The 12,911-nt window shown below is 55.7% G+C and carries 13 protein-coding genes; 3 read left to right on the top strand and 10 right to left on the bottom strand.

Annotation, left to right across the window (positions count from 1 at the left end; genetic code table 11):
- Positions 1–205: 205 nt before the first annotated feature.
- The 5 genes from FJ147_11250 to FJ147_11270 form a co-directional block, all read right to left on the bottom strand.
- A complete protein-coding gene (locus FJ147_11250; GenBank protein MBM4256455.1) occupies positions 206–1,384 on the bottom strand; it encodes a hypothetical protein in 1,179 nt (392 codons plus the stop codon).
- 450 nt (positions 1,385–1,834) lie between these two features.
- Complete coding sequence (locus FJ147_11255) at positions 1,835–3,019, bottom strand: acetyl-CoA C-acyltransferase (GenBank protein ID MBM4256456.1); 1,185 nt, start codon at positions 3,017–3,019, stop codon at positions 1,835–1,837.
- A gap of 325 nt (positions 3,020–3,344) precedes the next feature.
- Positions 3,345–4,100, bottom strand: coding sequence for an LLM class flavin-dependent oxidoreductase (locus FJ147_11260; GenBank protein ID MBM4256457.1), 756 nt, complete (start codon positions 4,098–4,100; stop codon positions 3,345–3,347).
- Between the two features lie 37 nt (positions 4,101–4,137).
- The gene (locus tag FJ147_11265) at positions 4,138–4,458 is read right to left on the bottom strand and encodes a hypothetical protein (GenBank protein ID MBM4256458.1); all 321 of its coding nucleotides are present in this window, start codon (positions 4,456–4,458) and stop codon (positions 4,138–4,140) included.
- A complete protein-coding gene (locus FJ147_11270; GenBank protein MBM4256459.1) occupies positions 4,442–4,669 on the bottom strand; it encodes a DUF433 domain-containing protein in 228 nt (75 codons plus the stop codon). Before FJ147_11270 ends, FJ147_11265 begins: the two co-directional genes overlap by 17 nt.
- 136 nt (positions 4,670–4,805) lie before the next feature.
- On the opposite strand from FJ147_11270, the gene FJ147_11275 reads away from it, so the two are divergent.
- The 3 genes from FJ147_11275 (at position 4,806) to FJ147_11285 (ending at position 9,491) form a co-directional block, all read left to right on the top strand.
- On the top strand, positions 4,806–7,202 hold the full coding sequence (locus tag FJ147_11275; GenBank protein MBM4256460.1) for a DUF4062 domain-containing protein: 2,397 nt from the start codon (positions 4,806–4,808) through the stop codon (positions 7,200–7,202).
- 54 nt (positions 7,203–7,256) lie between these two features.
- Complete coding sequence (locus FJ147_11280) at positions 7,257–7,685, top strand: hypothetical protein (GenBank protein ID MBM4256461.1); 429 nt, start codon at positions 7,257–7,259, stop codon at positions 7,683–7,685.
- A gap of 75 nt (positions 7,686–7,760) precedes the next feature.
- Complete coding sequence (locus FJ147_11285; protein MBM4256462.1) at positions 7,761–9,491, top strand: amidohydrolase family protein; 1,731 nt, start codon at positions 7,761–7,763, stop codon at positions 9,489–9,491.
- Positions 9,492–9,682: 191 nt separating this feature from the next.
- Here FJ147_11285 and FJ147_11290 read toward each other — a convergent pair whose 3' ends face one another.
- The 5 genes from FJ147_11290 to FJ147_11310 all read right to left on the bottom strand — a co-directional run bounded on the left by FJ147_11290 (position 9,683) and on the right by FJ147_11310 (position 12,879).
- Complete coding sequence (locus FJ147_11290; protein ID MBM4256463.1) at positions 9,683–10,513, bottom strand: outer membrane lipoprotein-sorting protein; 831 nt, start codon at positions 10,511–10,513, stop codon at positions 9,683–9,685.
- A gap of 251 nt (positions 10,514–10,764) precedes the next feature.
- Positions 10,765–11,877, bottom strand: coding sequence for a hypothetical protein (locus FJ147_11295; GenBank protein MBM4256464.1), 1,113 nt, complete (start codon positions 11,875–11,877; stop codon positions 10,765–10,767).
- Between the two features lie 13 nt (positions 11,878–11,890).
- Positions 11,891–12,079 (bottom strand): hypothetical protein, encoded by a 189-nt coding sequence (locus tag FJ147_11300; GenBank protein ID MBM4256465.1) that lies wholly within the window; start codon positions 12,077–12,079, stop codon positions 11,891–11,893.
- A 153-nt stretch (positions 12,080–12,232) separates the two neighbouring features.
- Positions 12,233–12,667 (bottom strand): type II toxin-antitoxin system VapC family toxin, encoded by a 435-nt coding sequence (locus FJ147_11305; protein MBM4256466.1) that lies wholly within the window; start codon positions 12,665–12,667, stop codon positions 12,233–12,235.
- The gene (locus tag FJ147_11310) at positions 12,664–12,879 is read right to left on the bottom strand and encodes a hypothetical protein (GenBank protein MBM4256467.1); all 216 of its coding nucleotides are present in this window, start codon (positions 12,877–12,879) and stop codon (positions 12,664–12,666) included. The genes FJ147_11305 and FJ147_11310 overlap by 4 nt, the downstream gene beginning before the upstream one ends.
- Positions 12,880–12,911: the final 32 nt, after the last annotated feature.

Below are 12,911 nucleotides of genomic sequence, written 5' to 3' on the forward strand. Positions count from 1 at the left end.
CGGCCTGAAAGGCACGGCGCTTGGCACCGCGCATCTGCGCTGCGGCTAAGCGCAAATCGGCAATCTGTTGCCCACTAATTTGTTGAGCACTTGGACTGGTGAAATCTTTCCTGAACACCCTAGCCCCTCCACCTCTCCCTACGTTATCTGTCTCTCCGCTATCGTACCTCACTCGCTCGGCTTTGGGTATCTTCTTTTCTCAAAATCACCTAATGACCGTGACGTCGGGGTAGAGAGGGAGCAAGCGCTGCGCATCCTGCGGATTCAGCAGCTCAGCGCGGCCGCTCTGTCGCTTCTCCGCTCGCCGTACGGTCGCTACCGTACCACCGACCGAGCTGAGCACGAGCATGACGACAACTACAATTCCCGCAAGAGACTCGTGGGTAGTAAAGCGCTTCTTCTCTAGCGTTGTCGCTTGCGTGCGTACCTGACCGAGCATTGCCAGCAATATCGCGTTAGCAATCCACAACAGCGACGACAAGATGATGTAGCGGGAGGAGAGTGCCTGCGCGAGTCCCAACTCGGAACGACCGCTGCCGATCATAAGTCCACTGCCGATCGCGTAGCAGCCCAGCGCGACTGGGTATACCAAGATCGGGAGTGCGAGATGGTCACGTGTGCCAAGGCGCCATATCAAGAAGCCAAAAGCAGCAGTTCCACCGGCGCCGACAGCCGCGGAACATGGCACGGCAAAGGGACTTGCCACCGCAAAGATCGTCAAAGGGCTTCCCAGGTAGCTCAGCACATAGCTCACATACAAAAAAAGCGGGGCAACCCCAAGAGGTAGTGTAAAACTCGGTCGCGCAGCGCTGTAATCACAGAAATACGCCCAGCTCACTGCAACACTGACGAGGAACCAGAGCACCAACTGTCCGTCGTGGCGTTGCCCCTTAGCTATCGTGAGCAGGCCGAGCATCAACAGGGCAATGGGCCAATAGAGCAAACCATTGGCAAATGAAAACGTTGCCAGCAGTCCACAGCCAACCGCACCCAGGAAACACCTCCAACTCGTCAGTGCCCTTGCCAGGAGTGTATAACCAACGACAACAGAGAACACGTTGAGAAAAAGACAGAGCTGCAGCCCCATGAACCAGTTCTCAAACTGGTTAAGGGAAAAAACCAACAGTGAGAAGACGAGAGGTATCCACGCGGCGTTGCCGTCGGCAATGCAACGCCGCACCTGGTTCGTGTGGCGTACCAGCACCAGGAACGTGGCCACGGCAATCGCCAGGTTCAAGAGTAACTCGTACAGGTTATTCCAATGGCTCAGCCACGCGAGGCTGAGGAGCACAATCTTGGGGAAAAAGACGCGATGTTCATTTTGCGGTTTCCAGATGTCATAGACTGACAATGTTCCTTCGTAGAGCTGCTCCAGGTGTGGCACCAACTCCCACTCATCCCGGAATGGAACGTCAACGTGAAACCATAGGATGAGAAGCAGCAGGTACACAGGGGGGAGCCAGGGGAGCAGAGAGGGTAAGCACCGCTATGAACTGGATCGGCAGAGTCACCGTGAGCAGCCGAAATTCGCGTCCTCGTCATGGAGGGTGTCACTGGTACAGTTGGTCACTGCTCTCTGCGCTCACATCGAAAAGTCACTCATCGTTAGTGGCGAGGTCGTATGGCTCGTGGATATCTGGGTGTTCTGGGGCAGACAAGGTCAAGACCCAGCACACAGCGTTCCCGGTGCGCTCAATCGGCCGCCAGAACCTTCGTACACGTGGCGCTCAGACCTCGCGAGCCTGTCATTCTGAGCGGGCGAAGGATCTCTTTCAGAGACCCTTCTTTTCCCTCGGGGTGACAGCGCTTGTCCGCCTGTGTCTCGTGGTTTGCTCTAGACACGCTCGATAATGGTACCCGTCCCCAGGCCTCCACCACAGCACATCGTTATGAGCCCGTAGCGGCCTTGCGACCGTTGCAGTTCATGCGCAGCTTTGGTGACGAGGAAACAACCCGTGGCACCGAGTGGATGGCCCAACGCGATAGCGCCGCCGTTAGGATTTACGCGCGCCATATTCGGCTGAATCTCTTTCGCCCAGGCGAGCACGACCGAAGCGAAGGCTTCATTGATTTCCACAACGTCGATGTCGTTGATCGAGAGCCCAGCATGCTTCAACATCTTGCGGGTGGCGGGGATTGGCCCTTCGAGCATCAGCACTGGATCGCAGCCGACCAAGGCCGTCTCGACAATCCGTGCCAGCGGCTTGAGGCCACGCTCACGCGCTTTCTCTGCGCTCATCAGTAACACTGCAGCCGCGCCGTCGGCAATCTGCGAGGACGAACCAGCCGTATGGACGCCATTCTCACGAGCGACAGGTTTGAGGTTCGCGAGTGCTTCGAGACTTGTCTTGCGTGGAATTTCATCAGTAGTGACAGTCTTCACCTTGTCGGTACGGTTCCCCTCATCATCAAGCACCGGCGACTCGACCGGGATCATCTGAGCATTGAAGCGACCCTCGGCGATGGCCCGAGCGGCGCGGATCTGGGATTCAAGGCCGAGGGCGTCGGTATCTTTGCGCGTGATACCATACTTTTCGGCAATGCGTTCCGCCCCCTCAAACTGACTCGTGAACTCGTAGTGATCATAGTAGCTTCGCGCAATCGGCTTGCCATAACCAGCTTTGGCGCCGGCAACGGAATCGGAGCCGATCGGTAAACGGCTCATATTCTCGACCCCACAGGCGAGCACTACGTCTTCGACGCCCGACGCGATCAGGCTATAGGCGAGATTCGTCGCTTCCTGCGACGAGCCACATTGAGAATCAACCGTGATACAGGGAACGTCTTGCGCGCCACCGTGCGCAAGCCAGGCCGTGCGTGTCACGTTCATCGCCTGCGCGCCAACTTTGTTGATACAGCCACCGACCACTTGGCCCACGTCAGCGCTTTTGATGCCAGCGCGCCCGAGGACAGCGCTCAACACCTGGCCTAGCACATCGGTCGGGTGAGCCCCGGCCAGAGACCCGTTGCGTCGGCCAACCGGAGAACGACCAGCCTCAACGATCACGACTTCTTTCATACCTTCCCTCCTTGGGGGCGTTACCATCGCGCCCGAGTGAATCTTTGGGTGAACCAGAACCGACTGGGGAATTTTCTAATATAGGATGAGGGATTGCGCAAGGCAGAACAGGGGAGGGTGATGATCCAATGGCAGACCCGTGCGTGTTTGCATGGTTTGGGTATCACTGATGCATGGGTGCGAATGCTGGCTTGTCCCAGCAATTCTTATTTTGGCCGGCCGACGCTTTGGGTAGCCCGGAATAAGCGCAGCGTTTCCGGTACGACGCGTGCCGCGAATGATCTACGGCCTTATCCCGGCCTACAACGCTGAGGCATTTCCTTGCTTACTTTACCAACGCTCGTACATCCGCTGGGCTCGGCCCCCCAGGTCGAATGAGTACTACTGCATCATCAAACCCAGCCTCAGCAAAACGTTGCAGCAGCTCGTTTGTCCGTCCCACGTCGTGTTCCGGAGTCAACTGAATAGTCGAAACAATCGCTCGTTTTCCTCCAGCCGCACGATAGCGCCCAAGCGACGCGATCACCTGCTCAGGCGTACGATAGTGCGCAGACGCGATCCAGCCGTCAAACTCTTTAGCTGCTCGTTCCACTCCGGCTCCCCACGAGCCAAAGACCAGTGGCGGACCTCCGGCAGTTGCTGTCCAGGGCGTCAAATTTGCCCGCTCATCTTTCCCTTCAGCCAAGAGCGTTCGCACGCGAGCCAGTGTGGAATTGAAAGTCTTGAAGCGTTTACCATAGTCACGCTCAAGAGCAATGAAATCCGTCTCCGTTGATCCGGCACCCACACCAAAAGTGAGACGCTTGCCACAGATATGCATGAGCGAGAAGATCCGATGGGATAAGTCAGTGGGTTGGTACAAAGAAATTTGCGCCACAGCAGTTCCGAGTTCGATCTCTTTGGTTACCATTGCTATCGCAGTCAGCGCGACAAACGGGTCAGGAATCATGAAGCCTCTACCAATCGCTTGCGGAACCCATAGACTGTCAAAGCCTTCGCCAGCAAAGCGCCGGGCTTGTTCAGTTAGGTCTCCAACCGGTGACTGTGGGGGTAAAAAGCCAAGAAGAGCTCCGAGTCTCATGATGTCCTCCTTTTTCACCGTGAAATGCGGTGATGCGTTACGTGCTGACGTACACTACTTGACGAGGTTGAATCGTTGCGAGCACGCGTAAGACCTCCGGCATCAAGGGGCGTAGGTCGTTGATGTCGTTGCTTTGCGCTTTGAGCATGACCCAAGCAAGAGAGAGCCCTTCAAGGTTCTGTTGATATGGAATGCCTTGATCGACGGTCAAGAGGACATCAAACTCTGCAGCAGCGCGACGAAGTAACGCTCCGTTCTTCGTGCCAACCCACTGCATCTCGACAACAGTCTTCACCTCATGACGGGATAGCTCTCTTCGCAGTTTACGCGGGACACACTCATCAAGCAGCACTCGCATGGGTCCCTACCAATAACTGCATCCCTTGCTCCAAAACGGCGACAGCTTGAGCACGGGTTACTGTTGGAAAATCATCAAGAAAGCCGTCTAGTGTATGTCCTCCAGCGATGTAATCCAGCAACGCTTTGACAGGCACACGAGTTCCCACAAAGACTGGCGTCCCACCTAGGATGTCTGGGTCGCAGTGCACGACAACTTCTTGAATTTTCATAGCTGCTCTCCTTCCATCTCTAGTGTTGAAGTCACCATAAACGCACTTCTAGCTCCCTCGCTCTTTGCGATAATTGTTATGTAGAACAGTACGTCGACCAAACAGCTGTGGTCAAGAGGAGACCGCCCGGCCATTTATGGCCAAGAACCGTATGCCTCGTTCTCCCCGCGCTCTTGCCTCTTTGCACACGAATTGTCATGTTGAGAGACAGGGGGGGGCAGTAGTGGCCAAGATTTACATCTCTTCGACCTATAGTGACCTCAAAGAATATCGCGAAGCGGTGTACGATATTCTGCGTAAGATGCGTCATGACGTGATCGCCATGGAGGATTATAACTCCAGCGATGAGCGTCCATTAGAGAAATGCCTTGCCGATGTCGACAACAACTGTGACCTCTATGTTGGCATCTTCGCGTGGCGCTATGGGTATATTCCAACAAAAGATAACCCTCTCAATAAATCCATCACTGAGCTGGAGTATCGTCAGGCGACGGACAGCAAAAAGCAACGCAGAATCTTCCTTCTCGAACCTCGAGCACCGTGGTCACCGCTCCTGATGGATGCTGTGACTGGCGACAGCGAGCAAGGCAAACGCATCAAGGAATTTCGCGAAGAACTCGGTCGTGAACATATTGCCGGGTTCTTCAAGGCTCCCGACGAACTCGCCAGCCTGGTCGCAGCAGCAGTCAACGAATGGGAGAAGTCGCAGCCGACTCCCACGCCAGTAAAACCACTTGTCACCGCAAAATTTGCCCCGCCACCACTGCCAGTGAATTTCATTGCTCGCCCGGAGGAGTTAGATCGCCTACGTAGCGCGGTGCTCAGTGGCAACGGCAGTCGTCAAGTTGCGCTCACTGCCGTCGTGGGTATGGGTGGGACTGGCAAGAGCGTCTTAGCGACCGCGCTGTGCCATGATCGCGAGGTGCACGCGGCCTTTCCTGATGGTGTGATTTGGGTCACCATCGGACGCGAGCCCGGCAATTTAGTCAGCCAACTCGCAGCCGTTGAAGTGGCGCTTGGCGATGCCCCAGAACACTACACCACACCAGAAGTGAGTAGAGATCGCTTTCGCGCACTGGTCGCCAGCAAAACCGCTTTGCTGGTGCTCGATGATGTCTGGCACTCCTGGTGTGTCGAGGCCTTTCGCGCCGAGGCCCCGCACTGTCGCACGATCTTTACCACGCGGGACCGCAACATTGCCCTCTCCTTGAGTGCGCAAGAAATTCGCCTGGGGGTGCTCACTGACGATCAAGCTCACGCCTTACTGCAAGAATGGGCCGGACGTGACGATCCGCTGCACCCTGCCATTGCTGAACGTCTGGGCTGTTTGCCAGTCGCGCTCAAACTGGCGGGCGCGCGCCTGCGTGAAGGGATGAGCGGTCAGGAATGGCTCGATACGTTCCGCCACGTCTCGCAGATGCGCCTGAGCCGTCGCGCCACCAATAAAGACGAAAACCTGCAAACCTGCTTTGCCCTGAGCCTTGAGCAACTGCCGCCTGGCGATCAGCAGCTCTATCACACCTTTGGCGTGTTTCCTGAAGATCTCCCTGTACCGCAGGCGACGGTGACACGCCTGTCGAAACAGTTGCAACCCCAGTTGTCAGACTTCGATTGTCAGGAACTGCTGCAGGAATTCGATCGGCTTGCCTTGCTCGAGTACAACCGTACGACCCGGACCCTGCTCTTGCACGACTTGTTATACGACTACGCCCGTGAGCAGTTGAATGATCACGTGGCAACAACCCATACCGCGCTGCTAACCGCATATAATTCGAGCGGCAAAGCGTGGGCGCAGATCCCCAATGATGGCTATCTCTACACGCACCTCGCGTACCATCTCCACGCCGCCCAACGCACCGACGAACTGCAACCGCTCTTGTTCGACTGCGACTGGCTGCACGCCAAACTGGCGGCGACGGATGTCAATGCCGTGCTCAGCGATTATGACTATGTAGCAAACAATGGCGACGCTCAACTGCTGCAAGATGCAATACGATTGTCAGCGCACGTTGTCGCGACGGATCACCACCAACTGCGCAGCCAACTGCAAGGCCGATTACGCGCGCACCCCGCACCTGCGCTGCAACAACTGTGTCACCGCTCCAGCACAATACAACAAGAAGTGACTATTGAGTGTCTGTCAGCGACGTTGACTGCTCCAGGCGGACCACTCCTGCGTACCCTCAGCGGCCATAGTGGCTCGGTCAGGGCGGTCGGGGTCCTGCCCGATGGCCAGCATCTCGTCTCCGCCTCTGACGATGGTACCCTCAAGGTCTGGGACTGGCAGCGCGGTACCGCCGTGCACACGCTCAGCGGCCATAGTGGCTCGGTCAGGGCGGTCGGGGTCCTGCCCGATGGCCAGCATCTCGTCTCCGCCTCTAACGATCGCACCCTCAAGGTCTGGGACTGGCGGACTGGTCGGATACTGGCGACGTTTACCGCCGATCATCCACTCACTACGTGTGTCGTTACCTCGGACGGGAAGACTGTGATTGTGGGAGATACGGGGGGCGGGTGCATTTTTTACACCTAGACAATCTTCCCTAGCTATGCGGGTGCACTAACGGAAAGGCGAAAAATCACCGCTATGAAGAAACGCATTGTGACAATCGTCGTCGTATTGGTAGGTTTTGTTGGAATCCTGCTTGCTGCCCATGTCCTCGTTCCACCTATCCTCAAATCCGAGCGGCACGCGCTGCTCAGTGGCCACATGATGCTGATTACTATGAAGAAACAGGGAACCACCGACCTGATCACGTTTCCCGTGGACTACCTCCGTGACGGGAATAGTGTGTACGTCGGCAGCGATTCGGGCTGGTGGAAACACCTCGCCGGCGGCTCAGAGGTACAGTTGCTGATTCAGGGAACGGAGTGGGTTGGTTGGGCCACTCCAATTGTTGACGACCCCGATCGCAGCCGGGCCGGGTTTATGAAACTTCGACCGTGGACCTATAAGCGGGCACTGTGGTCTGGGGCCGTGTTTGTTGAAATCCAGCTGCGCGAGAGCGCTAGCTGACAGGGTATCGTCGGCCCACGCTCTAATGCTAAAAGAAACGGCACGTTAGTCTGTAAACAACTCGGAGGGATATACATGCATGATCTGATAATCCGCGGTGGAACGGTCGTAGATGGCACCGGTAAGGCGGCGTTCACAGGGGATGTCGCCATTCACAATGGTCGTGTCGCGGCAGTTGGCAAAGACTTGGGCAGCGCGAAGCGCACGGTCAATGCTGACGGCCTGTTAGTGACACCGGCGTGGGTCGATGTCCATACGCACTACGATGCGCAAGTGGCGTGGGACGAACAGCTCACCCCGTCACTGTGGCACGGCGTCTCTACAGTGGTCATGGGCAACTGTGGCGTGGGCTTTGCGCCTGCAGCTCCTGATCGCCACGACTGGCTCATTGGCCTGATGGAAGGTGTCGAAGATATTCCCGGACCATCACTCGCTGCCGGTCTGCCGTGGGGTTGGCAAACCTTTCCTGAATACTATGACGTTCTCGATAAGATGCCTCGGACACTCGATGTCGCGGGCATGATCACTCATGGTGCAGTTCGTGCATATGTCATGGGTGAACGTGGCGCAAAGAACGAGCCCGCCAACGCCAACGATATTGCCCAGATGGCGGCGATCGTCAAAGAAGCAGTATTGGCCGGAGCGCTGGGGTTTTCCAGTTCGCGGACACCTGTACACATCGCGAAGGACGGCGTACCAGTCCCAGGCACCTTCGCTTCAGAAGCTGAACTGCTCGGTATCGTCAAAGGCATGCGCGAAACCGGACGTGGTATTTTTGAAGTCGTTCCCGCAGGTGTGGTCGGTGAAGCCCCAGGCGCACTCAAGCCAGAGATCGAAATGATGATTCGCATTTCGCAGGCTTCGGGTTGCCCGCTGACGTTCTTGCTGGGCCAAGGCAATAAAGAACCGCAAGCATGGCGAGACGTGCTGCAGATGTGCAATAGCGCAGTCAACGCTGGAGTGCCGATTACGCCAATGGTCTTCGCACGCCCTGTGACATTACTCTTGAGTTGGTCGAGCGAAAACCCCTTCAAGTCACTACCGAGCTTCAAACCGCTACGCAATCTACCACTGGCTGAAAAACTGGCGGCTCTGAGAAATTCAGAAACCCGTAAGGCATTACTGGCCGAACGTGAAGCTAGAGTCACCAAGGCCGCGCTGATGTACAACGACATTTTCTGGGAAAAGACCTATCGCATGGGTTCACCGTTGAACTACCTGCCAAGCCCCGAGGAATCGATTACTGCCATCGCGCAACGAGAAGGGCGCAGAATCTACGAGGTCGTCTATGACGAAATGATGAAGCAAGATGGTCGTGCGTTCTTGATGAACACCGTCGCAGGCTACGCCGAAGGCAACGCCAAAGCGCTGCGTGAGATGATTACCCATCCAATTACTGCGCTGGGTGGCAGCGATGCCGGTGCCCACGTCAGTCAAATCATGGATGCCAGCATGCCAACCTACATGCTCACTCACTGGGTGCGTGACACGCCAGCCGATCATCCAGAGCATCTGCCATTAGAGATGGTCGTCAAGAAACTCACGCGTGATGGCGCACGGCTGTTTGGCATGAATGATCGCGGCACGCTGGAGCCAGGCGCAAAGGCCGATGTCAACTTGATCGATTACAACAACCTGCACGTAAATCATCCCGAAGTGGTTCATGACCTTCCTGCTGGTATGCCACGCTTGATGCAGACGGCAAAGGGTTATGTAGCGACCTACGTCAGCGGCGAAGTCGTGCAAGAGAATGGTCGTGACACTGGCGCACGACCGGGGAAGATTGTGCGGGCAGCGTGGTCGTGACGCCAAGCACCTCTTCCACTCCATGCTGAATGGGCGAGAGTGCGAGTGGGCGAATGAGAAAATGAATGGGAGAACGGGAGAATGGGAGAAGGGGGGGATGAAGAAGGTGAAGTGGGGTGGTCGCCGCTTCGCCCTGTCGCCCACTCGCCCCTTCTGTTTCTAAGTCTCCCATTCCCCCATTCGTTCTTCCGCTATCCCTCCGGTACAACCAACGTCTGCGTCTCCAACTGCGCTGGCGAGAACAACATCGAAGGCATTGCCCGAACCACCCAGTGAGGAAACGACAATTCGGTTCGCCCATCTGAGCTCGTCCATACTCCCGCCTGTGGACGATAGTAGCCAGGACTTACTTCGCGAAAGTCACTGAACCGTAAGATACGCTCGTCACCGCTTGTCGAGGTCACGCTCATCGCCGTAATCAGGTATGTGGTTGCGCGTCGCTCAAGCGTGACTCGTACGCGGCGATACGGCACTAGTGGAGTGATCGGTTCACCTTCAATTGTCACATTCGGTTCCCTTGAGGGTTCGTCAACAAACTTATAGCGAAAGTCGCTGAGCGTTAACGCCCACGTCAGATCGTAAAAGAAATAATGACTGGTTAAGACTCGCTCGGCTGGACGATACGGCGTCATCCGTACACGTCGTAGCGCTGGCAGATAGAGCCATTGCGTTGGTGGTGTTTGCCCTGTCCGCCGCAACAAATAGCGATTATCTGCATAACGCGAGGAATCGCCCAGTTCGATCGCCACTGGCGAGCGGAAGTCTACACGGACACTCTCCGTCTGTGTTGCACCATCCCAGAGTCGTCCCAGAACAAAATCGTATGTGCGCGCTAAGGTGTCGTGATAATAAATACGCATCTCGCCGCGAGCAAGTTCTGCCGGTGCCGCAAGTTGCTGTTGGGCGATGGTCATGATCTCCATCGCGGTTGGAGACGCATGACCACGAGTTGAAGAGAGAGATAACGTCATGGACACAAGAGAAAGTATGATAAGAAAAGTTTGCATGGTTGGGATCTCCATATTGAATGACTGAATTGTCTTTCTCCCCTCTCCCTGGCAGGGCAATGGCGTTAAGTTAGTAGCTTTCTGATTCCCTCTCCCTCAGGGAGAGGGCTAGGGTGAGGGGATGAAATATAAGGCTGCTGGCTTTTCGATCCCCTCATCCTGACCTTCTCCCGGTAGGAGAAGGAACCCGCATCCGCAAAGCCGTGGCTTAATCTTCATACCATTGCCTTTGAGAAGAATGACAAACTGTTCTGAATGCCTTGCAGTCACTGCAACGCAATCAAAATCGGAATCAACCCTTGCCCTTCCGTCAAAGCACGCATAGCCTTCCCTAGCATCGCACCGATGGCGTTGACTGGATCGCTAACTTTCATGGCATACCCAGGCGTAGGCGAAGTTGTGAGCAGATCGCCCACGGTTATCGCGCCATATTGCGCATCGACTTTGCAGAAGACTTTGCCGACCAGTGCGATCGGTTGGCGTGTACGATCGGATGATTGCTTATCGAGCACGATGCCTGGTTTGAAATCACCAGCGCCGGAAACAACACCTGCGACACGCTTGTCGTACGCGTGTTGATTGGGAAACAATGCGCCGTCATCACCAACTACCATGACCGTGCCGGGCTCAACTGCACTGTCTAAACCAATTGTGAAGTCTTCCGCACAATCGGCGTTGGTGAGACGAATATCGCCACTAACCGCGATGTTCCCTGCGACATCAAGCATCTCCTGCGGTGTCATCGTGCCGATGCCAATGTTGCCGTTGTCTTGAATGGTCACTAGCACGCCAGTCGTACCGGTGTTGAGCTGAGCACCAGAGCCAAGGCTGTTCTCACGCGCGCGCCCGAGATGCAATTTCCATCCGGTATGATCTCCGAAGCGAAGGTATCCGGCATTGGGGCTCGCATCCGAAGGTTCGAAGGTAAAGGCGGCGTTTGGGTTCCCGCCGATCTGTACTGCGCCAAGTAGACGCGTGAGCGTTGCTACGACCGAGAACAATGGCAGGCTCTGCGCATAGCGGCCAGTGATGAGCATCTCTGCGGCATGTCCGCTGCCATCACTGTTGAAGCCTTCAAGGTAGATGCGGTTATCATTGATGTTGTTCCCCAGATGTAATTGTCCCCCGCCCCATGGGCTCAGATCCAAGACGATGGGACTCCCTTTCACAACCGTAGTATCTCGGGTGGCAGAGAGTTGTGTTTTAGGGTTGCCGTTCAGCACGATGTTGCCGCTGACATCGAGTTTGCCTTGGGGATCCCTCGTCCCGACACCGATTTTATCTGCAGCAACCGTCAATGAACTGGTATTGCCGTTCTGATCTTTCACAGATTGCGCGGCGCCGTTCACCGCTGTGTCAATTTGTAGATTGAGTGCCATAACGTTGTCTCCTTTATGCAGCGTGTTGATACTGTGCCTGTTCTGACTTCGTAGCAGCGTGAGGCTGCGTTGTGGTTAAGTTTCCGCGCAGCGCCGAGAGGATGATTCCTGTGGTACTACTCAGGAATACGGCCCATACCAGGACCCCTAACCAAAACCCGACTTCTGCATATGAAGTCGTTGCGGTTGCGATGGTGAACATGAATGCTCTCCTTTCTTCGTGTTTCAGCGGGTGCTGACTTTTGAGAAGAAAGGCGTAACAAGACGATGAACGGCGGTGTTCAGTGGGGAGGGAACACGCAAATGAAGTGGGCTTTTAGGAAATGGGGGGGCGAGAAGAAAAACAGAGAATCAACTATTCTCGGGCCTGGGTCCAATCTTCGACACGGAGGTCAGGAATACGCATGAAGTCTCGGACGTTTCGCGAGAGAAGCAAAGCGTCATGGGCAAGTGCAATGGCAGCGATTCTGAGGTCCATAGCTCCTACCCGAAGACGCGCAGCACGAAGGCGAGTCACCCCTGCTGCCGCCGAACGGTCGAACAGTGCTATCGGTATCGAGGCAAAGAAATTCAACAAACCGTACAGTTGCTGATAAGCGAATACTTCATGGTCAAGACTCTTTGCCTGATGAATGACTGCCGACCAGCCTCGTAGTTGCTCTTGCACTGTGACGATTGTCGTTCCCACATCTTCAGGAGGGAACGACTGTAACTGTGTTCGCAGGATGGTATAGGCTAGTTCACTGCGACGCTGGAGTACGGTTATGTGGTCAGTATCAAGGAAGATCATGCACGAGACCGTGCATTCTGCGTACGACGATAAGCTTTCCCCGCCGCAACCATCTCCTCAAAGAGTGGGTCGTTGGCGAAACTGCCAGCAAGGCGCTCCCACCATGGCAATGCTACTAAAGGCTGAGGTCTCGTGAATGAGGCTTTGAGTTGCTGCAGTTCTTGCTCCAGTGCAGTCACGCGCGGTGCCAATCTTTCCTGAGATGTGCGCAGAGGTCTGGCATTCTGACGATTGCCAGTGGATG

This window comes from Deltaproteobacteria bacterium, from assembly GCA_016874775.1.
In the GTDB taxonomy this organism is placed as follows: Bacteria; Desulfobacterota; Binatia; order Bin18; family Bin18; genus VGTJ01.